The 21385-nt window shown below is 64.4% G+C and carries 23 protein-coding genes; 7 read left to right on the forward strand and 16 right to left on the reverse strand.

From position 1 onward, the window contains the following. Nucleotides 1-59: 59 nt before the first annotated feature. The 6 genes from BLT08_RS19145 to BLT08_RS23295 are packed head-to-tail and all read right to left on the reverse strand — an operon-like array spanning nucleotide 60 to nucleotide 5593. Nucleotides 60-1064 (reverse strand): phosphate signaling complex PhoU family protein, encoded by a 1005-nt coding sequence (locus BLT08_RS19145; RefSeq protein WP_090311155.1) that lies wholly within the window; start codon nucleotides 1062-1064, stop codon nucleotides 60-62. A 3-nt stretch (nucleotides 1065-1067) separates the two neighbouring features. Continuing rightward, on the reverse strand, nucleotides 1068-1745 hold the full coding sequence (gene phoU, locus BLT08_RS19150; protein ID WP_090311158.1) for a phosphate signaling complex protein PhoU: 678 nt from the start codon (nucleotides 1743-1745) through the stop codon (nucleotides 1068-1070). A gap of 2 nt (nucleotides 1746-1747) precedes the next feature. Next, entirely contained in the window at nucleotides 1748-2575 is an 828-nt protein-coding gene (gene pstB / locus BLT08_RS19155) for a phosphate ABC transporter ATP-binding protein PstB (protein ID WP_090311160.1), read from the reverse strand. 1 nt (nucleotide 2576) lies between these two features. After that, the gene (gene pstA / locus BLT08_RS19160; protein ID WP_090311163.1) at nucleotides 2577-3494 is read right to left on the reverse strand and encodes a phosphate ABC transporter permease PstA; all 918 of its coding nucleotides are present in this window, start codon (nucleotides 3492-3494) and stop codon (nucleotides 2577-2579) included. Beyond that, nucleotides 3491-4501, reverse strand: a complete 1011-nt coding sequence (gene pstC, locus BLT08_RS19165; RefSeq protein ID WP_090311166.1) for a phosphate ABC transporter permease subunit PstC — start codon at nucleotides 4499-4501, stop codon at nucleotides 3491-3493. The genes pstA and pstC overlap by 4 nt, the downstream gene beginning before the upstream one ends. A gap of 15 nt (nucleotides 4502-4516) precedes the next feature. Further along, entirely contained in the window at nucleotides 4517-5593 is a 1077-nt protein-coding gene (locus BLT08_RS23295; protein ID WP_217636388.1) for a substrate-binding domain-containing protein, read from the reverse strand. 455 nt (nucleotides 5594-6048) lie between these two features. On the opposite strand from BLT08_RS23295, the gene BLT08_RS19175 reads away from it, so the two are divergent. From BLT08_RS19175 to BLT08_RS19185, 3 genes are all read left to right on the forward strand, one after another. After that, entirely contained in the window at nucleotides 6049-7044 is a 996-nt protein-coding gene (locus BLT08_RS19175) for a phosphate uptake regulator PhoU (protein WP_090311168.1), read from the forward strand. 82 nt (nucleotides 7045-7126) lie between these two features. Further along, the gene (locus tag BLT08_RS19180) at nucleotides 7127-8032 is read left to right on the forward strand and encodes a winged helix-turn-helix domain-containing protein (RefSeq protein WP_090311172.1); all 906 of its coding nucleotides are present in this window, start codon (nucleotides 7127-7129) and stop codon (nucleotides 8030-8032) included. A 67-nt stretch (nucleotides 8033-8099) separates the two neighbouring features. Further along, nucleotides 8100-9116, forward strand: a complete 1017-nt coding sequence (locus tag BLT08_RS19185; protein WP_090311174.1) for a DUF5787 family protein — start codon at nucleotides 8100-8102, stop codon at nucleotides 9114-9116. A gap of 323 nt (nucleotides 9117-9439) precedes the next feature. Here BLT08_RS19185 and BLT08_RS19190 read toward each other — a convergent pair whose 3' ends face one another. The 9 genes from BLT08_RS19190 to BLT08_RS19230 form a co-directional block, all read right to left on the reverse strand. After that, entirely contained in the window at nucleotides 9440-9946 is a 507-nt protein-coding gene (locus tag BLT08_RS19190) for a cupredoxin domain-containing protein (RefSeq protein WP_090311176.1), read from the reverse strand. Nucleotides 9947-10006: 60 nt separating this feature from the next. Continuing rightward, entirely contained in the window at nucleotides 10007-11101 is a 1095-nt protein-coding gene (locus BLT08_RS19195; RefSeq protein ID WP_090311178.1) for a sensor histidine kinase, read from the reverse strand. A 40-nt stretch (nucleotides 11102-11141) separates the two neighbouring features. After that, the gene (locus tag BLT08_RS19200) at nucleotides 11142-12632 is read right to left on the reverse strand and encodes an ATPase domain-containing protein (RefSeq protein WP_090311181.1); all 1491 of its coding nucleotides are present in this window, start codon (nucleotides 12630-12632) and stop codon (nucleotides 11142-11144) included. 147 nt (nucleotides 12633-12779) lie between these two features. Next, on the reverse strand, nucleotides 12780-13604 hold the full coding sequence (locus BLT08_RS19205; protein ID WP_090311183.1) for an MBL fold metallo-hydrolase: 825 nt from the start codon (nucleotides 13602-13604) through the stop codon (nucleotides 12780-12782). A gap of 90 nt (nucleotides 13605-13694) precedes the next feature. Continuing rightward, on the reverse strand, nucleotides 13695-14024 hold the full coding sequence (locus tag BLT08_RS19210) for a hypothetical protein (protein WP_090311186.1): 330 nt from the start codon (nucleotides 14022-14024) through the stop codon (nucleotides 13695-13697). A gap of 101 nt (nucleotides 14025-14125) precedes the next feature. Then, on the reverse strand, nucleotides 14126-14554 hold the full coding sequence (locus BLT08_RS19215) for a DUF2237 family protein (RefSeq protein WP_090311189.1): 429 nt from the start codon (nucleotides 14552-14554) through the stop codon (nucleotides 14126-14128). A 147-nt stretch (nucleotides 14555-14701) separates the two neighbouring features. Then, nucleotides 14702-15508, reverse strand: a complete 807-nt coding sequence (locus BLT08_RS19220) for a PHP domain-containing protein (RefSeq protein ID WP_175529384.1) — start codon at nucleotides 15506-15508, stop codon at nucleotides 14702-14704. Between the two features lie 129 nt (nucleotides 15509-15637). Next, entirely contained in the window at nucleotides 15638-16066 is a 429-nt protein-coding gene (locus tag BLT08_RS19225; protein ID WP_090311202.1) for a VOC family protein, read from the reverse strand. Nucleotides 16067-16169: 103 nt separating this feature from the next. After that, complete coding sequence (locus tag BLT08_RS19230) at nucleotides 16170-17639, reverse strand: ATP-binding protein (protein WP_175529385.1); 1470 nt, start codon at nucleotides 17637-17639, stop codon at nucleotides 16170-16172. Between the two features lie 203 nt (nucleotides 17640-17842). On the opposite strand from BLT08_RS19230, the gene BLT08_RS19235 reads away from it, so the two are divergent. Further along, the gene (locus BLT08_RS19235; protein WP_090311206.1) at nucleotides 17843-18211 is read left to right on the forward strand and encodes a universal stress protein; all 369 of its coding nucleotides are present in this window, start codon (nucleotides 17843-17845) and stop codon (nucleotides 18209-18211) included. A 2-nt stretch (nucleotides 18212-18213) separates the two neighbouring features. Further along, a complete protein-coding gene (locus tag BLT08_RS19240; protein WP_090311208.1) occupies nucleotides 18214-18774 on the forward strand; it encodes a GNAT family N-acetyltransferase in 561 nt (186 codons plus the stop codon). Between the two features lie 99 nt (nucleotides 18775-18873). Here BLT08_RS19240 and BLT08_RS19245 read toward each other — a convergent pair whose 3' ends face one another. Continuing rightward, nucleotides 18874-19335, reverse strand: a complete 462-nt coding sequence (locus BLT08_RS19245; RefSeq protein WP_090311210.1) for a universal stress protein — start codon at nucleotides 19333-19335, stop codon at nucleotides 18874-18876. Between the two features lie 168 nt (nucleotides 19336-19503). On the opposite strand from BLT08_RS19245, the gene BLT08_RS19250 reads away from it, so the two are divergent. Continuing rightward, complete coding sequence (locus tag BLT08_RS19250; protein ID WP_090311212.1) at nucleotides 19504-19980, forward strand: universal stress protein; 477 nt, start codon at nucleotides 19504-19506, stop codon at nucleotides 19978-19980. A gap of 94 nt (nucleotides 19981-20074) precedes the next feature. Beyond that, nucleotides 20075-21352: a DHH family phosphoesterase gene (locus tag BLT08_RS19255; protein ID WP_090311214.1), complete on the forward strand. Its 1278-nt coding sequence runs from the start codon at nucleotides 20075-20077 to the stop codon at nucleotides 21350-21352. The last annotated feature ends 33 nt before the right edge of the window (nucleotides 21353-21385 follow it).

Here is a 21385-nt window from a genome sequence, read left to right on the forward strand (position 1 = left end):
GCCGGCCAGTACGGACCGAGAGCGAGAGTCGCACTCGAGAACGCGTAACGGAGCCACTCTCACTCTTCGAGTCCCGCTTCGATCTCGGTTTCGGCGATCGTGAGACCGATCTCGGCCAGCTGGCGGAGGCTCGAGAGGAGCGGACTGTACAGACACGCGTCGGTCTCACAGCGGGCGTACGCTCGCTGGGTGAGGTCCTCGAGGCCCTCGTCGACGGCGGCGTGCGCGTCGCTCGCGGCCCGATCCTCGCCCGAGAGGGCGGCCTCGAGCAGCCGCCGGATATCGGCCGCGACGGAGTCGATCTCGTCCCGAAGCGCGTCGTCGGGCGGGCCGGACTGATCCAGCGTGACAGCGGCGATTCGGCCCGCGTGGTCGGCGAGCCGCTCGAGCTGGCGGGCCGTCCGATACTCGCGAAAGGCGACCGTTCGATCGGTCCCCAGTCGGCCGATGTCCCGGACGTCCTCGAGCCCGCGGTGAAAGCCCCGGCTCACGAACGCGAACAGCCGGTCGACGTCGTCGTCCCGGCTCCGGACTCGTCGCGCGAGTTCGTCGTCGTCACACAGGAGCGCCTCGATCGCGTCGTCGTACAGCTCGAGCGCGAGTTGGCGCGCCTGGGCGACCGTTTGCGGGAGCGAGACCTCACCGGTGTCGAGCAGGTTTACGACGGTGAGTCGGTCGTCTGTCGTCTCCTGAATTTCGATGCCGATGAGTCGACCGACGGTTCGCTCGAGTTCCCGCCGCGAGTCGGTCTCGAGATCGGCCACTCCCGTGACGGTGATTCGATCGGAGCCCGTCGCGTACGCCGCCCGAACCCGTTGCAACAGCGCTTGCTCGTCGCCGTCCGTCGCGTCGATCGTCACCGATCGATCCCGCCCCGAGACGTGCTCCGGGGCCGCGATAACCCGGTCGTCGTGCGGATAGAGGTACATCGACATGCCGGACTCGAGGCCCCGCTCGAGGGCCCACTCCTTCGGCAGCGAGACGACGAACGTGGAGTTGCCGGTCAGCTGGACCTTTCGCTCGACGGGCTCGAACGACTCGTCGGAAACGGAGTGCTGGCTCATCGCTCAGTAGATCAGTTCGTCGTCGTTCTCGACCATGTACAGCGTTCGCGCGGCGATGTTGACCGCGTGGTCGCCGACGCGCTCCAGATCGCGGATCGTCAATAACATCCGCGAGACGTCGTCGAGGAGCGCTTCGTCCTCGACGCCCTCGACGGCCCCCGTCCCGGCTTCGAGGACGCTCCGAACGACGACCTGGCTCGCGTTCTCACAGAGCGCGTCGATCTCGTCGTCCAGGGCTGCGATGTCGTGGGTCGTTCCGGGGTCGTCCTCCGCGTAGGCGTCCATCGCCATCTCGACCATCTCGACCGTCTGTGAACCGATGTAGCCGATGTCGATCTCCGAGTAGCGATCCCGCTCCGCCTGCAAGGTGTACTCGCCGAGGTTGACCGCCAAATCGGCGATCCGCTCGAGATCGGTGATGATCTTGAACGAGGCGGCGATAAAGCGAAGATCGCCCGCAACCGGCTGTTGGAGCGCGAACAGCTCGATGCACGTCTGTTCGATCTCGAGGTACAGTTCGTTGATCTCGTGGTCGCCCGCGATGATCTGCTCGGCGAGTTCGTCGTCTTTCGCCTCGAGAGCCTCGAGCGCTCGCTCGAGTCGGTGACAGACGAGGTCGCTCATCTCGAGGACGCGGTCGCGCAGTTCGGTGAGTTGCTGTTGGTAGTCGTTTCGTGCCATAGTTAGCCGAATTTGCCGGTGATGTAGTCTTCGACGCGGTCGTGTTCCGGGTCCTCGAAGATCGTCGCGGTGTCGTCGTACTCGACGAGGTTACCCCCGGTGAGAAAGACGGCCGTTTTGTCGGAGATCCGGGCCGCCTGCTGCATGTTGTGCGTGACGATGACGACCGTGTACTCTTCGGCGAGGTCGGCGATCAGATCCTCGATCTTCGAGGCGGCCACGGGATCGAGTGCGGACGTCGGCTCGTCCATCAGGATGACCTCCGGGTCCGGCGCGATGGCGCGGGCGATACAGAGTCGCTGTTGTTGCCCGCCCGAGAGGTCGAGCCCGCTCGAGTCGAGCTGGTCGTTCACTTCGTCCCACAGCGCCGCAGCCCGCAGCGATTCCTCGACGCGCTCGTCGACGTTCTCGGTCTTCCCCTGGACGGTGAGTCCGTAGGCAACGTTGTCACGGATCGATTTCGGGAACGGGTTCGGTTTCTGGAACACCATCCCGATCTTTCGGCGTAAGGCGACGGGGTCGACGTCCTCGTCGTAGACGTCTTTCCCCTGAAAGGCGAGCGACCCGTCGACCCGGCACGAGGGTATCTGGTCGTTCATTCGATTGATACACCGGAGGAAGGTCGACTTCCCGCAGCCCGACGGGCCGATGATCGCCGTCACTTTTCGATCGGGGATCTCGATGGTGACGTCGTCGAGCGCTTGCTCCTCGCCGTAGTAGACGTCGAGCTCCTCGGCTCGGAGGACCGTTTCGTCCGGGATCTCCGAGCGAGCGGTTTCCGCGGCCGATACCTCCGTCGTAATCAGTGAGTCGGATTCGTGTTGTGCCATGTTAGTACTCTCGTTCGTACCTGTTTCGCACGAAGAACGCGATCCCGTACATTCCGAGCAGGATCGTCATCAGGACCGCGATACCCATCGCAGCGAGGTACTGCAGCGCCTGCTCGGGAAGGAACGCCCACTCGTAGATCTGCGTCGGCATCGCGCCGAACCGATCGAGCGGGCCGGGAACGTGGCGTAGCCCCCAGATCGTGCCGACCATGAGCAGCGGCGCCGTCTCGCCGATCGCACGGGCGAGTGCGAGGATCGTCCCGGTGACGATTCCCGGCATTGCAGAGGGGAGAACGACCCCTCGAATCGTTTGCCACTGGGTTGCCCCGGTCGCCAAGGAGCCGTTTCGGACGCCGTCCGGTACCGCTCGCAACGCCTCCTGGCTCGAGACGATGACGATCGGCGTGACGAGCAGCGCGAGGGCGAGCGCCCCGGCGATGAGGATCGGTCCCATCCGCATCGCGTTGACGAACACGCCGAGCGCGAGCAGGCCGTAGACGACCGAGGGAACGCCCGCAAGGTTGGTCAGGTTCGCCTCGATCAGCCGGGTCGTTCGCGTGTCGGGCGCGTACTCCTCGAGGTAGACCGCCGTGCCGACGCCGAAGAAAAAGGAGAACAGGAGCGTAAAGACGAGCAGCCAAATCGAGCCGACGATCGCGGCGAGGAAGCCGGCCTGGGTCCAGTCGCTCGAGGCCGTCTGCGTGAGGAACGTCTCGATGCCGATTTCGAAGACGACGATCCCGATCAAGGTATCGAGGATCACGTCGGCGATCAGCAACGCCAGCATGAGCACGCCGAACAGGGAGGCGCCGACGAGGACGAGGTGAAAGAGCCGGTTCTTTCGCTTCACCCACGTGAGATCGACGTCCGCCGCCCAGTTTCGAGCGGAGCTGTCACCAGCATCCGTCTCGGTACTCATCGGTACACCTCCCGGTAACTCCGTTTAACGTAGTCGTTCACCAGGTTCGCCGCCAGCGTCATGATGAACAGCGCGAGTCCGACGGCAAACAGACTCTGGTACTCGACCGAGCCGACGAGCATCGTCGACCGCGTCGAGTCGACCATAAAGGCCGTCATCGTCTGAATTTCGGCTAACGGATTCGTCGTCAGCCGCGGCGTGACACCTGCGGCGAGCGCGACCGCCATCGTCTCGCCGATCGCTCGCGAGACCGCGAGGATGTACGACGCCATCACGCCGGAGATCGAGGCGGGGAGAACGACGCTGGTCGAGACCGAAAACTTCGACGCGCCGAGCGCGTACGCACCATTGCGAAGTTCGTCGGGAACCGAGGACATGGCGTCTTCGGAGATCGACGCCACCATCGGAATGGTCATGATTCCGACGACGATCGCTCCCGACAGCGCGCTGAACCGCCCGACGTCGTAGCCGAAGGCGGCCGCGACCGGGGCGATTATGTTCGGCGTGATGAACGTCAGCGCGAAGAAGCCGTAAACGATCGTCGGGACCCCGGCCAGCACCTCGAGCGTCGGCTTAAGGTACTTGCGGGTCCGCGGTCGGGCGTACTCCGAGAGGTAGAGCGCGGTGGCCGTTCCGATCGGGATCGAGACGAACGCCGCACCGACGGTCACGAGCAGCGTTCCTGCCGCGAGCGGGAGGATGCCGAAGCGCGGGTCGTCCGCGTGAGACGGCCGCCACTCCGTATCGAACAGGAACTCGGTGATGGCGACGCGCTGTTCTGGGAAGAGTCGGAACTCCGTTACCAGTCCGATCAGCCACTCGTGGAAGCGGACGTCGTAAAAGAAGTTGAACGTGTTGTCGAACAGGACGGCGAAGATCGCCACCGTCGTCAACACGGTGATGCTCGTACACCCGAACAGGAGCCGACGGATCCGGCGGTCGCGACGCCGATGCGCGTCGGCGTCACCGCCCGTAATTCCCGAGTTCGGGTCTGTTTCCGTACTCATTGTGGGTAAGTGGTGTTACTCGTCGTCTTCATCGTCCGACTCTTCGACTTCGAACTCGTCTTCGCCCGGCTCGCCGCCGAGCGCCTGGAAGTAGCCGACGCCGCCCCAGCCGAGGGCGTACTGGTTGTCGGCGACTCCTTCCATGATCGAATCCGTGTGCGTGTGAGCGCTGTAATCGGTCCGAATGGAGCCGATTTCGCCGTTGATCTCCCGGGTAAAGTAGTCGAACGTCCCGGAGTCGCTGTCGCGGCCCCAGAGTTCGATCTCCTCGTCGGGGTAGTCGTCGTCGATATCGTTCCAGTAGGTGACGTCGGATTCGTACTGCCAGACCGCGTGCAAGTTCTCGATCGAAATCTCGTCCAACCAATCGTTCTCTCCGTGTTTGACGACCGAAAGTCCGTCCCAGCCGATCTCGTAGTGGCTGTACTCGACGCCGTTTGCCTCGGCGATTTCGGCTTCCTCGTCGAGGATCTCCCGGCTCGCGCTCTGAACGTCCGAATCGCCCTCGGCGAACGCCTGGAATCCCGCACCCGTTCCCTCGGGGTCGACGAAGACGTTCGCGCCGGGGTATTCGTTCTCGAAGGACTCGCCGGCCGTGTCCGTCACCGGCGCGACGGTGTTCGACCCCGAGCAGTCGATATCGTCGTCGACGGCGTCGGGATCGGGATCGATGCCGAGGTCCTCGAGCACCGTATCGAAGGTCTCGATATTTCCGTCTCGAACCTCGTCCGTCGCGGCGTAGTAACCGGCTTCCCGCGAGAAGTCGTGCTGACCTTCGAAGTAGTGCTGGACGTACGTCGCGAGCGTATCGGGTTTCTCCTCTAAGCTCGCGTGATTGACGTAAATGAAGAGCGGTCGGGTCAGCGGCGAGTAGACGCCGCTCTCGATGTTCTCCTGCGTCGGGTGGTAGTACTCGCCGTCCTCGTCGCTTTCGACCGCGACTGTCGAGAGCACGGCGTCAGTTTCGGCCTGCCTCTCGAGGAAACTCGAGCAACCCGCGAGCGCTACGACGCCCGCTGCGCCGGTTCCGACAAGGAAGTTCCGCCGCGATGCGACCCCGGTTCGACCGGTTTCGGACGTGTTGTCCGTCATCACCCGGAGGGTAGTCCAGATCGTATAAAGAGGATACTATTATCTATATAGTTGATCACTGCTCTCGATATATCAGTACGTAACCGCCCATAGATCGCAATAGTGATCGATTCTGCCGCGCAATGTAAGCTAGATTTCTGCACATATACGCCATTTACTCCCGCTTTTGACCAGGTTCGGGCTCGAAGTTCGGGTCGTCTCCGCACCGGGATCATTCGCGGTCGACACGCTTCGAATCGCCCTTCGAACCGCGTTCCGGAGCAACCATCGCTCATTCCTCACTACCCACTACTCACTATATATCCCTACGTTCGAGTACGATTATCTGCCGAGAAATACATCTAACTATGACGACTACGTTCGGTATTATAGCTTCTTAGCGCTTTGAAGCGGAGATAAAAGTTCACCTCTATAGATCCAAGTGAATTTATAGTCCAGGCATAGAAATCCCCTGTATGGAGACCCGCAAGGTCCAGGTGACCGGTGGCTCGACGTATACGGTGTCGCTCCCGAAGTCGTGGGCGACGGAAAACGGTGTCAGCAGTGGCTCGACCGTCGAAATATATTCGGACGACGATACGTTGCTCGTCACGCCACAGCGCGAGACTGATCATCAGGAGGGGACCCTCGAGATCGCCACGCTCGAGGACGAACAGCTGATCCGAGCCGTCCTGACGATGTACGTCAGCGGCTTCGATATCATCCGTCTCGAAGCGGGGCGGATCACGACTGACCAGCGGCGCGCGATTCGCAGCGCGGTCCAGGGGCTCGTCGGCGTCGAAGTCGTCGAGGAGGGCAGCGGCTCCGTCGTCGTCCAGGACCTCCTCGACTCCGCGGAGCTATCGATCGTCAACGCCGTCAGTCGGATGCGCCTGATCGCCACCTCGATGCTCGCGGACGCCGTCACCGCCCTCGTCGAGAACGACGACGACATCGCCCGCGACGTGATCGAGCGCGACGACGACGTCGATCGACTCTTCCTCGTCGTCTCCCGGATCTTCCGGGCGACGCTGCGCTCACCCCGCGCCGCCGAGGGGCTCGGCGTCTCCCGCGAGGACTGCTTCGACTTCCACTCGAGTGCGCGCCAACTCGAGCGCGTCGCCGACCACGCCGTCAAGATCAGCCAACTCGCGCGCAAACTCGACGACGTCCCGGAGGGCGTCGCCGATGCCCTGCTCGAACTCCACGCCGACGCGTCGACGATCATCGAGCAATCGATGGACGCCCTCTTCGCCGAGGACAGCGACGAGGCGACGAAGCTGGGTCACGAGGCGCTCGAGTCCGTCCTCGAAATCGACGAACACACCCGGACGATCGACGACATGCTTCGGGACCTCGAGCCCGTACAGGCACAGTCCCTCGGCCTGATTCTCGACTCGCTGTCCCGAAGCGCGGACTACGGCGGCAACATCGCCGAGACGGCGCTGCAGAAGGCCGCGCCGCGCCCCTGATGGTCCCTTCCTTTAGTATCAACACCGTTACAAAAACGTCGTTCAGGGAACGGTTTTGTCAACTGGTCCCATACGCAAACGTATGAGTAAGTCTGACGCCTCGAGCGAACGCGAGAGCGTCCTCGCGTGCACCGACTGTCTCGATCCGGCGGACGCCTTCGCCCTGATCGGCAACGAGACCCGCCTCGCGATTCTCGAGGCGCTGTGGGCGGCCGACGACCGTCCGGTTGCGTTCTCGGAACTGCGACGCGAGGTCGGGATGCGCGACTCGGCGCAGTTCAACTACCACCTCCAGAAGCTGCTCGGCCAGTTCGTCGTCGGCTCCGAGGACGGCTACGACTTCAAACACGCCGGCGAGAAGGTCGTCCGCTCGGTGATCGCCGGCTCGTTCAACGAGCACCCGACGATCGATCCGTTTCCGGTCGAGGGCTCCTGCGTCGCCTGCGGCGGGCCGCTCGAGGCCCGCTATCGGGACGAACGACTCGCGATCGGCTGTCGCGACTGCGGACACGGCCACGGCGAGTACGGCTTCCCGCCGGGCGGGCTGAACGACCGAACGCGAGACGAAGTTGCCGCCGCCTTCGATCAGCGGGTGAAACACCTCCACTGTCTCGCGGCCGACGGCGTCTGTCCGGAGTGCAGCGGTCGCGTCGAATCGCACGTCGTCGAGGACGACGACTGCTGTCTCGGGGCCACGGTGCGCATCGATCACGAGTGCGTCCAGTGCGGTCACACCCTCTGTTCGGCGCCCGGACTCCGCCTGCTCGATCACTCGCAGGTGGTCGGCTTCCACCGCGAGCGCGGCGTCTCGCTGGACGAACGGCCCTACTGGACCCTGCCGTGGTGTGTCTCCGACGAGTACACGACCGTCGTCGACCGCGATCCGATCCGGCTCCGGGTCCGCGTCCCGCTCGAGGGCGACGAACTCCGCGCCACGCTAGACGCGGATCTCGAGGTACTGGAGACGACCGTCGAATCGGCCGACTGAACGGCGAGCCGGACGGATCGCGCCACGATTCGCGCGCTTTTTCCCGCTGGCACCCCTCTCGAGGGACGTGAGTGAGTTCGCGTTCGAACTCGAGCTGTGTGCCCACCTCGAGTCGCGTCGCGAGGGGGTCCTCGCCCGCCAGCTCGGCGCGAGCGTCGCCGATCCCGGCGGGCGAATCCTCGACGTGGTCTGCGTCGAACCGGGCCCCGCGTTCGACGACCGCGTCGCCCTCTCGAGCGCCGCCGTTCCGGACGCTGCGATCGAGGCCGACGTGGGTACCGGACGGGCGCGCTACTGGAAGGACGCCTTCGACTGTCACCCCGATCAAGCCCGACGCGCCGTCGACCGAGCCTGCGAGATCGGCTTCTTCGAACGCGAACGCCGCAAGGGTCGCGAGTACGTCCGACAGGTGGCCCGCTACCCGGACTGGTATAGTCGCATCGTCGGTATCGAGAACAAGCCCGATCTGGGTCGGCCGGGGGATCTCGAGGCCCAGCTCCGAACCGACGTCAGCCTCGCGGTGGTCGACGAAATCGTGCTCGCGACGGAGAGCTACGTCACGCGCGCCCACCTGAACCGAATCCCCGAGGCGGTCGGCGTCTGGCGCGTGCATCGCGAAGACTCGAGTGGGCAGGGCGAGGATGGAGTTGAGATCGAGGTGATTCGGGAATCCGAGCCGCTTGCCGTCGAGGATTCGGGGATCGAACCCCTCGAGTCCCACCCCGGCCGAACCGACATCGCCGTCGTTGCCCCCGACGCGAAGGCCCGCAAGCGGCGTCGGATCGGCGAGCGAGCCTACGGCAAGGGGTGGCGAACGTACGACTTTCCGGCGTGTGGGACCTGTCGTCCGGACGACTCGAGCGGCGCGACGCTTCCCTACTGTTCGTGGAAGGGGCGCGTGGTCGACGCCGGCTCGGAGTGTGGGACTTCGTGTGGGGGGTACGAGCCCGTATCGGAGTCGTGTTCGGAAACAGAGTCGCCTCCGGCGGTGGATCTCGAGGCCGAGCGCGACCGCCGAACGCCCTGGACCGCCGACCCGGACGGGAAACGGCGTCGGCAGTCGGGGTTGGATCAGTTCGGGTAGGCTGCTCGATCGTTGAGTTTAGTGAACGCTTTGTGTTGCTCAGTGGTTGAGAAGACGAGCGGTTTGCAATCGCTGGCGGCAGTGAGTGCCACGTCCTCCCCAACCGATTCACTCGCTCCAAAGTCGCTCGCTCATCCCTCACACGTCTTCGAGCCGCGGTTCACCGTCAGTTCACCGCGGCTCAGCGCGCGCCACCGCACGTGGTTTGGTTAGTCCGAACGGTAACGCCTTGCCCTGTACTGAACGACAGGGAACACTGCTACTCGCGCTACGAACGGTCCGTTTCACGGCGTCAAAGCGTCGTTATCGACTCAATACAACGATTAGTCGTCGCCCTCGAGAACCCGAAACGCGCCCGTAAACTCCTCGCCGTCCGCGTCGCGACTGCCGTAGAGATACGCGCCGTCGGCCCAGAAGAGTCGGTCGAACTGGTAGCCCGCCTCCTGCTCGTCGACGGAATCTTCGTCGACGTCCTCGTCCCAGACGCACTCCGGCGGGATGTCGATCGGATAGATACCGGTACTTGCCCCCTCCCAGGTCCACTCGAGGACGGTGTCCTGATCGATCTCGAGCGCGTCAGGCTCGAAACCGTCCCCATCGGGGTCGACCGTGATCTCGACGGTCTCTTCGCCAGTGTGGTCCTCGAGGTTGCGCGCTTCGAGGACCGACTCGGCGTCGCGGTCGTCGCCGTTCGCGCTCTCGGTCTCGTTTTCGTCCTCGTCGTCCCCCGGGTTTTCGTCTCCGTCGTCGGCACTGTCCTCACCGAGACAGCCGGCGAGCGCAGCAGCAGCCACAGTCGTCCCGACGATCCGTCGCCTGGTCCACTCCATGGCCGGAATACGGGCTCCAACATCTTGAATTCTCGACTCGGTTCTCCGTGGAGACGGCCCTTACGGGTCGTCGACCGCGGGGAGGGAGAACGTGAACGTCGCTCCCTCGCCCGGCTCGGACTCCACCCAGATCCGTCCGTCGTGGCGCTCGACGATCCGCTTACAGAGGGCGAGGCCGATTCCGGTGCCGGCGTGTTCCTCGTGGCTGTGGAGCCGCTGGAAGATCTCGAAGATCCGCTCTTGGTCGCCGGGGTCGATACCGATCCCGTCGTCGCTGACCGACAGGCGCCACCGCGAGCCGACTCGCTCGGCTCCGATGCGGATCTCCGGCGTACCGGTGCCGTTGTACTCGATCGCGTTCGACAGCAGATTTTGGAACAGCTGCCGAAGCTGGTCGGGATCGCCTTCGACGCGGGGGAGCGGTTCGACCCGGATATCGGCGTCGTGCTCCTCGATCATGACCATTAGATCCGTGAGCGCGTCCTCGAGCACCGTGTTCAGGTCCATCGGCTCGAGCGGATCTCCCTCCGAGTCGACCCGGGAGTACTCGAGCAGGCCGTCGATCATCGCGCTCATCCGATCGGCGCCGTCGATCGCGAACTCGAGGAACTCGTCGGCGTCCTGATCGAGTTCGCCGCCGTATCGCTGCTCGATCAACTGGAGGTAGCTCGAGACCATCCGCAGGGGCTCTTGCAGGTCGTGTGAGGCCGCGTAGGCGAACTGCTCGAGGGATCTGTTGGACTCCTCGAGTCTCGCGATGTAGTGGCGGAGCTCTTTCGACTGCGACCGACGGGTAAGTAGGGTGTTCAGCCGCCGAAAGAGGACGTTTCGGTCGATCGGCGCATCGACGATTTCGTCGACGAGCAGGGGTGGCTCGCGCTCGTCCGGATCCGGAAGCGAGATCCGAAGCCTGCTGTCCCGCCGGCGAACGACGACGACCGGACAGAAGACGGGATCGCTCTCTTCGACGCGCTCGCGCAACTCGCGGTGATACTCGGGAAACGTGTGATCGTCGATGAGATAGCAGTCGGCCTCGCCGACCGCCTGCTCGGTCTCGACCTCGTAGTGTCCCTCGAGCAACGCCTCGACGGCAGCACGGTTGCCCGCTTCGCCGATGAGTAACTGAATCGTTCCGCGCTGGTCGGCGGCCGTCATGGATGCGGGTCGGTGGGCCGACGGCGCGTTCCTGGTCCCATCATTCGGTTCGGGGGCTGTTCGCGGGACCGCTCGCTCTCGGAGATCCCTGAAGAATTCCGTAGAGACCCGTCAACGGTTCGCCGACGTGGATTCCGTTCGACGTGATTTCGAACTCGCGGAGACTGTGTTCGAACCCGCCGGTTCGCTTTTTCAACACGCCGATGACCTTTCGGAGGCTGCCGTCCATCTCGACGTAGCTCAGGAACATGAGATTGTCCGCGATATAGCTCAGATCACCGCTCGTCGCCCTCGAGATCCCCGTGATCTCGGAGATTTCGTTCATGATGAGCACCGTCACGCCGCGGCTCTTCAGATACCGAGTCAGCGCGTGTAGTTTCCGCACGAGTTCGGACTCCTGTCCCTGTAGCGAGACCGTGTAGCCGTCGATCCCGTCGATCATCACGATGTCTGCCCCCTGTTCGTTCACCTGCTGTTTGACCATGTGCCCGAACTCCTCGCCCGAGCGCGTGAGCGGTTCGACTTCGGTCACCGCGAGCGATCCCTCCTCGCGAAGCCTTCGGACGGGTAAGCCGATCGACTCCGATCGGTGATCGTACGTTCGTCCGTCCTCCTCGAAGAGATAGATCGCCGACTGGAGACCGTTCTCGGCCGCCTGACACAGCAACTGTGTGCCGGTCGACGTCTTTCCGGTCCCCGTCGGTCCGCTGATGAACGTCACGGTCTCTTGCTCGAAGCCGCCGCCGACCAGATCGTCGAGTTCATCGATACCGAACTGGACGCGCTCGGTCTCGAAGCGGCGGTTCTGCTTGGCTTGTTCGTCGGCCTGTTCGGGAATCAGCTGCGGAAATACCTCGATACCCTCGCCGCGGATTGCCATCCCGTGATCCCCCTCTATCTGACCGCGTGCACGGTGTTTCGCGGCTTTGATCCGACGGCCGCGCTCGCCTCGAGTGAGTTCGAGGATCCCGTCGCTGAGCGAGCGGATCTCCGAATCGTACTCCTGTCCGGTGGCGGACGTCGCCGTCGCGATCACGGTTACTTCGCGCTGCTTGAGAAAGCGCATGAACGCGAGAATGCGCTTTCGAAACTGGTGGTCGTTCGCCTCGACGTATCGTAGTTGCGTGATCGGATCGACCACGACGCGGTCGGGATCGATGTCGCGGATGGCGTCGTGAATATCCTGCGTGTACCGGTTCTGTTCGATATCGCTCGGATTGACCAGATCGTAGGAGTAGTCTTCGATGAAGAATTCGGAGTCGGGTCCCAGGTCGAGAAATTCCGCCTCGGAGATGTCGATGCCGACTGCGGCCCCGTTCGAGAGAATCTCCCCGCGAGACTCCTCGCTGTGGATGAACAGTACCGTTTCGTCCGCCTCGAGACCCTCCTCGAGAAAGTGCATGCCGAGTAACGTCTTTCCGGTACCCGGCTGGCCCTGAATGAGATACATACGGCCGGTGACGAGGCCGCCGCGGAGAATATCGTCTACCCCATCAACTCCGCTATGTATCGATGATACGTTCGATCCCATGTACCCGTACACGGAACTGGCGGTTATGAATCACACTATCCTAACTGTCCTCGAGCGTATAGGAACCGGTAACGGTCACGGATATCCCCACGGGCGTTCCTTCGAACCCACCTTCCGTCTCCAGATAGAGGACCGGTCGAACACGGGTTAGAGCACGTACTGCTCGCCGTCGATCGCCAGCGGCTCCTCGAACGCCTCATCGGCCGGATAGTAGTGTGCGAGGTGGACCAGCCGCGTTCGCTCGGCGTTCAACTCGTCGGCCAATTCGAGCGCGCCCTCTCGAGTCATGTGTTTCGTCCCGAACGTCCGGGGAACGCCCGCGTCGTTCTCGTGGCGACCCCCGATCGGGTGGTACTCACAGAGGTGTGCGGGGACGATGCCGTCCGCGAGCAACAGGTCGGGGTCGGCGAGGGCCTCGCGCGAGTCCGCCGGAACGTTGTAGCTCGTATCGCCCGAGAGCGACAGTTTCGCGCCCGTCTTGGGGTCCTCAATCGCGACGCCGTAACACAAAAGCGGCGGGTGTTCGACCGGGACCAGCGTCACGTCGAAGCCACAGACCCGAACGGACTCGAGGGGCGTCGTCGGGTGGACGTCGATCGACTCGAGGTAGTGGTAGTCCGCCCGGACCGTCTCGGCGACGCTCTTGTCCGTCTTCGGATCGGTTTCGTTCGCCGCGTAGACGTCGAGGGAGTCGAAGACGCGAAAGACGTTGCCGAGCCCGTCGAGGTGATCGAAGTGGATGTGCGTGACGATGGCCGCGTCGGGCAGCGGGACGTCGTCGCGCAGGAACTGATACCGAAAGTCGGGGCTGAAGTCGATCAGCAGCGACTCCTCGGTGCGTTCGTTCTCGACGTGAACCGAAAACCGGGTGCGCTCGACCTCGCGCTCGCGGGCGGTCTCGCAGGTGTCACAGTCGCAGCCGACGGTGGGCGTCCCGGTCGTGTCGCCGGTTCCGAGCAGGGTGACGCGCATGGTCACCGTCGTCCTCCGTGGGAGTCCGGTGAGCTACCGGCTCCCAGACCGACTACGGGTCCGCGCACGGGACCGCCGGTCCGTCGTCGCCTACACATACGACCGCCCTTCTTCGAACGCCGTCCGCACGAACGGGTGGTCCTCGCTGGCTTCGAACCGCTCGACCGGCAGCACGTACACCGAGGTGACGACCCCGTGTTCGAGACCGACGCGCTCGCCGAGTCCCTCGAGCTGCCGTTCGGCGGCCTCGTCGTGGTCCTCGAGGACGACCAGCGCCTCCCACTCGGCGCGCATGCCGCGGTCGTCACCTCGGACCGCGTCACCGAAGACGACGAGGTGACGGATCGAGTCGCCGTACTCCGCCTGCGCTCGGTCGGCGAACGCGTCCGCGGCGCTTCCCTGTGACGATCCATCGCTCATTGGCGTCCGATTAGAACCCGCCACATAAAGGGTATTCCCCCGCCGGTCGTCTCCGGTCGCTCGGTCCGACGGTCGCTGGCGATTCGACGGCCGATTGCGAACTACCGCGTTCCGAATCCGTCAGTGGATGCACCCTCGTCCGCGTCTCCCCCGCCGCGTTCGCCGCGCTCGTACTCGTGCTCTCGAAGCAGATCCGGCTCGACGTCGCGGAGGACGGCCTCGTGAGTCGCCTCGAGGACCACCGGCGGTGCACAGTCGGCCTCGACCGACTCTATCCATCGCCCGAGACAGAGACACCACCGATCCCCAGGCTCGAGACCGGGGAACTCGAACTCGGGCTTCGGCGTGACGAGGTCGTTTCCCCGGGCGCTGCTGAACCGCAGGAACTCCTCGGTCATCACGGCACAGATCTCGTGGCGGCCCCGATCCGATTCGACGCGACGACAGCAGCCGTCCCGGAGAAAGCCGGTCGATGGATCGGTGCCACAGGGTTCGAGGTCGGTCCCGTAGACGTTCCGGTCCGTACTCATACTCGGGCTATCGGATGTCGCCAACAAAAAGGCGTGTCCTCAGCGCCCGAGGCGCGAGCACATCCCATCGTTCTCGAACCTTCGCAACTGTCGGCACCAACTCTGGGGACACACCGGACACGCAATTCCTGTACGAATGGGATCGACTCAGCCTTCGGTTGGGACGCGTTGCCTGTCGAGCCCCGGCGGTTCGACCGACTCGAGATCGCGGCGCTCGAAGTACTCCTCGAGGAACGCGGCTCGGTCGCCGATCTCGCTCGGTCGGTGGGAGTCGGAGCCGACGGTGACGGCGACGTCGTGCTCCCGTAACACGTCGAGGAACGTCTCGGAGGGGTGGACGATCGCCATGTCGGCGATCGCTCGGCCGGCGTTGATTTCGGGAACCGTTCGCGAGTCCGCGAGCGCCCGGGCGACGGATTCGTAGTGGTCCGTCGTCGCTCGCCCGCGCAAGGGCGGCGTCCGTTCGATCAAATCGACGTGGGCCGCGACGTCGAACAGCTCCGACTCGATCAGCGAGACCAGGTTCTCGAAGTAGCCGTCGACGAGTTCGTCGCGCCTCGCGTCGGTTAGCTCCGCAAAATTGCTCGGCACCTGGACGTTCAGCCCGTCGACCGCGTGGACGCTGCCGATCGTGTAGTCGAAGTCGGCCACCTCGAGAAAGTCGCGAATGTCGGTCTCGTCGCGCGGGTCGTAGTCCATCTCGACGCCGTCGTAGATCTCGATCGAGACGCCCTCGCGGCCGCGAAGTTCCTCGATGGCTCGACGTCGTCGCTCGTAGGTCACATCCAGGTTGAAGCCGTAGATGGTTCGGGTGGTCGCCGGCTTCTCGCGGGACGAAACCGTACAGTGATCCGTCAGCCCGATTCCCTCGAGTCCGGCCGCCTCCGCGGCCTCGACCATCCCCTGGAGAAATCCCCCGTCGGAGTAGGTCGTGTGCGTGTGGAAGTCCTTCATACGCGGATGACACCGGGCAAACAGTTGGGCGTTTCGCTCGTACTCAACTGCTATAGTAGCCACTGAAAGTCAATGCACACCCGATCGCACGACAGCTGTGCGATCGGTGTTACATCGTTTCAGTTGTTACTATACGTCCGCGGGTTCATCCGGCGCGACGACCTCGACTTTGATCCCCTCGGGATCCTCGCAGTAGAGCGCGTAGTAGCCGCCGGCGTAGGGGTGGCGATCCTCGTAGAGCACCGTCGCGTCCGCCCGGTCGCGAACGCCGTCCGTGAGCCGATCGACCTGTTCGCGGGAGGTGCCGTGAAAGGCGAGGTGGTTCAGACCGGCGGCCCGACGGTCGAACGGCTGGTCGGCGTCGTCCGCCCGGACGAGCACGAGATACGTCGGCCCGTTGATCCACGACCGACCCCCGCCCCACTCGTTTTTCTGTTCGTAGCCGAGTTCGGCCAGCAGCCAGTCCCAGAACGCGACGGACGCCTCGAGGTCGGACGCGTACAGTTCGACGTGATGGAGCCCTCCGGCGCGGGCTGGATCGGCGTGGTCGCGGCTCATACTGGTGATCCGGCGGCCTCGGTCAATACTGTTCGGGAGCTGACTCGATACCGGTGAAAATTAACTCGGGACGGTGGACGCTGCCCTCGATCGAGTACCGGCGTTAGTGACTGTGATCGTGGGCGTGATCACCGTGAGCGTGGTCGTGATCCCCGTGGTCGTGGCTGTGATCGTGTCCCCCCTCGGAGCCGTCCGGTTCGCCGCCGTCGCTGGCCTTTCCGAGGTCTCCGCCGGCGACGAGCGCGTCGTGGTCGCCGCCCATCATGTCCATGTTCTTCAGCGTATCGCGCTCCTCGAACTCCTCGACGGCGTTGAGCAGGTCCTCCTGTGTCAGCGTCGTTCGGTCTTCCGTCAGGGCCTCGAGGACGGCCTCTCGCAACACCATTCGAAGGTCGCTGCCGGTCAGTCCTTCGGTGACCTCGGCGATGAGGTGGGGTTCGAACTCGTCGATATCCATCGTGCGGGTGATGAGCGAGAGGATGTCCGCCCGCATGCCGTGGTCGGGTTTGGGGAAGTTGATGATCTCGTCGAAGCGCCGCCAAGCGGCGTCGTCGAGCTGGTCGGGGTGGTTGGTCGCCCCGATCAACAGGACGTCGTCCTCGATGAGCGAGATGTTGTCGATGCTCTTGAGGAGCGTGTTGACCGCGCGTTTGAGGGCGGCGTGTTCGTCGCTGCTTCTGGTCTTGGCGACGAAGTCGAACTCGTCGATGAAGAGGATACACGGCGAGAGCCGTTTGGCGACCTCGAACGTCTTGTCGACGTTCTTGGCCGTCTCGCCGAGATACTGGCTCGTGATCATCGACAGTTTGACCTCGACGAACGGGAGATCCATGTCCTGAGCCAGCGCCTGCGCCGTCGACGTCTTCCCGGTCCCCGGCGGCCCGACGAACAGCAGTTTCCCGATCTCGCGAAGCCCGATATCCGCGAGGTAGTCGCGGTGTTCGATCGCCTTCGCGATCTTGTTGAGTTCGTTCTCCTGATCCTTGGTAAGCACGAGGTCGTCGAGGGACATGTCGACCTCCTCCGGCGCTCGAACCTCGACGAGGTCGAGCATCTCCTCGTCGTCTTCCTCGTCGAAGTACTCGTCGAGCAGCCCGTCGATCCAGACGCGGTCGGCCTGAATCGGCCGGTTTTCCTCCCGCGCTTCCTCGTGGGTCACGTCGAACTGGTCGCCGTGTTCCTCGTGGGTCGTGAAGTGTTTCGTCAGCGTCGGGTTCTCGCGCAGTCGCTCGTCGTCGACGCGCTCGGCGAACCACTGCTCGGCCATCTCCTCCTGTGCGAGGGTGATCGTTCCCGAAAACTCGTCGCGTTCGGTGAACATCAGCTCCGAGACGGCGTCCCAGGGTCGGTCGACGTCCGTCGCCTCTCGGGCGGTTGCGTTGGTCGCCGAGAGGGGACGACTGATGCCGGCGTGTTTGCGCCCCTCACCGCTGTCGCCCTCCTCCTCGACACTCCCGGTCCAGAAGACCCGCCGGAACGCCGGCGGGAGATCGTTCTCGTCTAGCGTCCTGTCGTCCGAATACACGCTCGTCGTGAGCAGGAACTCCACGACATCGAGCGCCGCATCACTCATTCCGTCATCGTATTCACCACACGCTCTTAACGTCGTCGTCCTGCGCAACGTCTGCGGCCGATACGCGCGGTGTTCACTCACACTCGAGTATTCGTTCGCGACACTCGAGAGCGGGGGTCGACAGCGTACGGCCACCCCGACGTACCCTCGAGAACGGTCCCAGCGGCACAACGGTTTTCGTGCATGGGTGCACAGTCATGCGTATGAACGTCTTAGTGGGAATCGTCGGCAGCGACGAATCGATCAAGACACTCCGCCGAACGATCGATCGCACCCACGAGGTCGGCGACGACCTCACCGTCGCGGTCGTCGATAAACCCGAGGCGAAACGCTCACAGGATGCGATGGCCGAACGGGCACGAGAGCTGCTCTCGGAGGCCGGCGTCGACGCGGAGATCGTCCAACTCGAGGGCGATCCCGGCAGTTCGCTGGTCGACTACGCCGAACAGGGTGAGTACGATCAGCTGGTGATCGGCGGCGGGACCCTGAGTCCGATGGGGAAAATCCAGCTCGGACCGATCACCGAGTTCGTCCTGTTGAACGCGCCGACGACCGTCAAACTGGTGCGATAACGATGGCTGACACGCGACCGTATCCGGACGAGTCAGCCGGACCGTTTCCCGCACCACCGACGACGCTCGAGGACGGAGCGGGCCGCCAGATCGAGGTTCTGGCGTCCGACGACTTCGAAGACACCCTCGAGGACGTCGTCGAGATGTACGACCAGTTCGACCCCACCGACCGAGCGCAAGGGATCCCACCGACCGGCGAAGAGCGCATTCGCAACTGGCTCGAGACGATCGCCGACGAGAGCGTCAACGTCGTCGCCCGCCACGACGAGGACGTGATCGGCCACGCGATGCTCGTCCCCGACACCGACGATCCGGCCTCGATCGAGGACAACGCCGACATCGAGTGGGAGCTCGCGATCTTCGTCCTGCAGGCCTACCAGCGCGCCGGGATCGGAACGATGCTGCTCGAGCACCTCCTCGGCCACGCGAGCACCGTCGGCATCGATCGGGTGTGGCTGACCGTCGAGCGCTGGAACAACCCGGCGATCGCGCTCTACGAGCGGGTCGGCTTCGAGTCGACCGGCACCGAGAGCTTCGAACAGGAGATGGCGATCCGGCTGTAACGGCCGGTGGCTATTCGAACGCGGCGAACACGCCGCCGTCCCTTCGCTCAATTCTCGGCGGGAGTCGCGACGAAATCGCGCCCGTTCCTTCGTATCGGATTAGACCGACAGCACGGGCTGGCTCGCGTAGGACAGCACGTACTCGGCGACCTGCTCGAGGACCTCCGCCGATGCGGTGTCGGCGACCGGTTCCCTGGGCAACACGATGAAGTCGGCGTCGATTTCGTCGGCGGTGTCGAGCACGACGTTTCCCGGATGCCGAGTCTTGCGAGTCGGCGAGAAGCCGTCGTCGACGGAGGTTCCGATCGGGACGTCCGCCTCGTCGGCGATGCGAGTAACGTCGTCGAAAAAACCCTGCGTGTCCGTCGCAACGTCGTCTTCGTCGACGGCGCCGGCGTTCATCCCCTGCACGACACCGCGGCCGAGTACGAACAGAGCGTGGACCGAGGCATCGTAGCGGTCGGCGACTGCGACGGCGTACTCGACGGCGGTGGCTGACTCCTCGCTCCCGTCGACCGGCGCGAGAACGGTGTCGACGGTAAACGGCTCGCTGTCGTCCATACGCGCTGGTGTGTGGCCCGTCGTCAAAAAGCCATCCCACGTTCCGCGAAATCGGGACCCGTTTTCACGACGAGATGCGTTCCAAAGAGCACGGACGAGACGAGACCCGCTCTCGAGGTGACGGACGAGGAGAGAGCGTTTAAGCCGCTTCGCCTGTAACCCTCGCGTATGTTCGATACGGTCGTGATCGCCACCGACGGCTCCGACAGCGTCAAACGGGCCGTCGACGTCGCCCTCGATCTCGCCAATCGCTTCGACGCGGAGGTCCACGCCCTCTCGGTCGTCGACGCCAGCGAGGTCGACGCCTCACCCCAACAGCTCCGAGACGAGCTCCAGACCGCCCTCGAGACGACCGCCGACGCCGCGCTTGCGACCGTCGAGAACCGGACGGCTGACGGGAGAGAGATCATCACGGCCGTCCGCGAGGGACGACCCGCCGTCGAACTCTGCGAGTACGCTCGCGAAGTCGACGCCGATCTGATCGCGACCGGCACCCGCGGCCGCCACGGCGAGAACCGACTCCTGCTCGGCAGCGTCGCCGAACGAGTCGTCCGCACGTCACCCGTTCCCGTCCTCTCGGTACGCCAACTCGAGACGGTCCGGGACGCCGACGCCAACGGCGAAGAAGTGACGACCGAGGCCTGAGCCGCCCCGTCGTTTTCCGGCTCTCCGTGCCAACGCGAGCCAGTGGCCACCACAGAGGGGAAGTCACTTCCCCCGCCAGCGCGCAGTTCCGGATATGTACGACGAACTCATCGATAGCGGCGAGCTCCCCATCGCCCGGAAGTCGGTCGTTCCGGGCACCGGGTTCTTTCTCCCGGACACGCTCGAAGAGGACTTAGAAGACGAGCAGACTGCGGCCGCACTCGAGGGAGCCGACGTCGCCGTCGTCGCCGATCCCGACGCCGACGGACTGGCCTGCGTCGCGCTGATTCGCGAAGCCTACGACGACGTTCGGAACGTCCCGGAGCCGGACGACGAGGACGACGACGCCGACGAAACTGCCGACGATGAGCCCGCCGCGGACGCTGTCGACGTCGCCGACGAAGCGGCCGCCGCGCTCGCTGCCGGCGATGCGGCCGAGGCCCCACTCGAGGAGCCCGAACCCACGCCCCACAGCGTGGCGTTGATCCCCGCCAGCCCGCACGACGTCGAGGACGCGCTGGCCCGCGTCGCTGAGTACGGCGACGAGGGGATCGATCTCTTCGTCTGCGACCTCGCGCCCGACCGATACGAGTACGTCGAAGACGAACTCGACGCGGCGCTCGAGACCGCGAGCGGCGTCTCTTGGTACGACCACCACCAGTGGGGCGACGACGTCGCCCAGTCGGTTCGGGACGCCGGCGTCGACCTGGTCGTCGGCGATTCGGACGAGGAGTGTAGCGCCGACGTGGTCTACCGCTCGCTCGAGTACGACTTCGCCTCGATGTACGAGGAACTCGCGGCCGTCACCCGCGATCACGACCTCTGGCTGCGCGAGGATCCCCGCAGCGACGACCTCGCGGATTACGCCTACTGGTCCGATCCCGCGGCGTACGTCGAGGTCGTCCGCGAGTACGGCGCCGACCTGCCCGACTGGGTGGGCGAGTTCCTCGAGGAGCGACGCGTCGAGAAACAGGCGCTGATCGACCAGGCGGTCGGCCGCTCGGAGCTCCGCGAGATCGGCGGCTACACCGTGGGGATCACCTACGGCCGCTGTTCCCAGAACGAGGTCGCCGAAGCGATGCGCGAGCAGGGCGCCGACGCCTCCGTGATCGTCAAGCCCGCCGGCTCGGCCTCGATTCGGGGCACCGACGAGTTCCAGCTGTGTCACGAGGTCGCGGGCAAGGTCAACGGCGGCGGCCACCCCAAGGCCGCGGGCTGCAAGCCCGATATCTACGACGACATGCTCGACTACGCGAACCACTGGGTGACTCGAGGAGCGGTGACGAAGCAGGTCATTCTGAACGCGTTCGAGGAAGTCGTCGAGAACGCTGCTGATGCGGACGACGGAGCAACCGATACGGACGACGCGTAGTCGACTCGAGGAGACGACGATCCAACGGACCGC

Origin of the sequence: Natronorubrum texcoconense (genome assembly GCF_900100335.1) — an archaeon.
GTDB lineage: Archaea > Halobacteriota > Halobacteria > Halobacteriales > Natrialbaceae > Natronorubrum > Natronorubrum texcoconense.

What these genes read in the sequence shown, in the direction of transcription:
- BLT08_RS19145 (WP_090311155.1), bottom strand. Translation starts at nt 1,064, where the DNA reads ATGAGCCAGCACTCCGTTTCCGACGAGTCGTTCGAGCCCGTCGAGCGA.
- phoU (WP_090311158.1), bottom strand. Translation starts at nt 1,745, where the DNA reads ATGGCACGAAACGACTACCAACAGCAACTCACCGAACTGCGCGACCGC.
- pstB (WP_090311160.1), bottom strand. Translation starts at nt 2,575, where the DNA reads ATGGCACAACACGAATCCGACTCACTGATTACGACGGAGGTATCGGCC.
- pstA (WP_090311163.1), bottom strand. Translation starts at nt 3,494, where the DNA reads ATGAGTACCGAGACGGATGCTGGTGACAGCTCCGCTCGAAACTGGGCG.
- pstC (WP_090311166.1), bottom strand. Translation starts at nt 4,501, where the DNA reads ATGAGTACGGAAACAGACCCGAACTCGGGAATTACGGGCGGTGACGCC.
- BLT08_RS23295 (WP_217636388.1), bottom strand. Translation starts at nt 5,593, where the DNA reads ATGACGGACAACACGTCCGAAACCGGTCGAACCGGGGTCGCATCGCGG.
- BLT08_RS19175 (WP_090311168.1), top strand. Translation starts at nt 6,049, where the DNA reads ATGGAGACCCGCAAGGTCCAGGTGACCGGTGGCTCGACGTATACGGTG.
- BLT08_RS19180 (WP_090311172.1), top strand. Translation starts at nt 7,127, where the DNA reads ATGAGTAAGTCTGACGCCTCGAGCGAACGCGAGAGCGTCCTCGCGTGC.
- BLT08_RS19190 (WP_090311176.1), bottom strand. Translation starts at nt 9,946, where the DNA reads ATGGAGTGGACCAGGCGACGGATCGTCGGGACGACTGTGGCTGCTGCT.
- BLT08_RS19195 (WP_090311178.1), bottom strand. Translation starts at nt 11,101, where the DNA reads ATGACGGCCGCCGACCAGCGCGGAACGATTCAGTTACTCATCGGCGAA.
- BLT08_RS19200 (WP_090311181.1), bottom strand. Translation starts at nt 12,632, where the DNA reads ATGGGATCGAACGTATCATCGATACATAGCGGAGTTGATGGGGTAGAC.
- BLT08_RS19205 (WP_090311183.1), bottom strand. Translation starts at nt 13,604, where the DNA reads ATGCGCGTCACCCTGCTCGGAACCGGCGACACGACCGGGACGCCCACC.
- BLT08_RS19210 (WP_090311186.1), bottom strand. Translation starts at nt 14,024, where the DNA reads ATGAGCGATGGATCGTCACAGGGAAGCGCCGCGGACGCGTTCGCCGAC.
- BLT08_RS19215 (WP_090311189.1), bottom strand. Translation starts at nt 14,554, where the DNA reads ATGAGTACGGACCGGAACGTCTACGGGACCGACCTCGAACCCTGTGGC.
- BLT08_RS19220 (WP_175529384.1), bottom strand. Translation starts at nt 15,508, where the DNA reads ATGAAGGACTTCCACACGCACACGACCTACTCCGACGGGGGATTTCTC.
- BLT08_RS19225 (WP_090311202.1), bottom strand. Translation starts at nt 16,066, where the DNA reads ATGAGCCGCGACCACGCCGATCCAGCCCGCGCCGGAGGGCTCCATCAC.
- BLT08_RS19230 (WP_175529385.1), bottom strand. Translation starts at nt 17,639, where the DNA reads ATGAGTGATGCGGCGCTCGATGTCGTGGAGTTCCTGCTCACGACGAGC.
- BLT08_RS19235 (WP_090311206.1), top strand. Translation starts at nt 17,843, where the DNA reads ATGAACGTCTTAGTGGGAATCGTCGGCAGCGACGAATCGATCAAGACA.
- BLT08_RS19240 (WP_090311208.1), top strand. Translation starts at nt 18,214, where the DNA reads ATGGCTGACACGCGACCGTATCCGGACGAGTCAGCCGGACCGTTTCCC.
- BLT08_RS19245 (WP_090311210.1), bottom strand. Translation starts at nt 19,335, where the DNA reads ATGGACGACAGCGAGCCGTTTACCGTCGACACCGTTCTCGCGCCGGTC.
- BLT08_RS19250 (WP_090311212.1), top strand. Translation starts at nt 19,504, where the DNA reads ATGTTCGATACGGTCGTGATCGCCACCGACGGCTCCGACAGCGTCAAA.
- BLT08_RS19255 (WP_090311214.1), top strand. Translation starts at nt 20,075, where the DNA reads ATGTACGACGAACTCATCGATAGCGGCGAGCTCCCCATCGCCCGGAAG.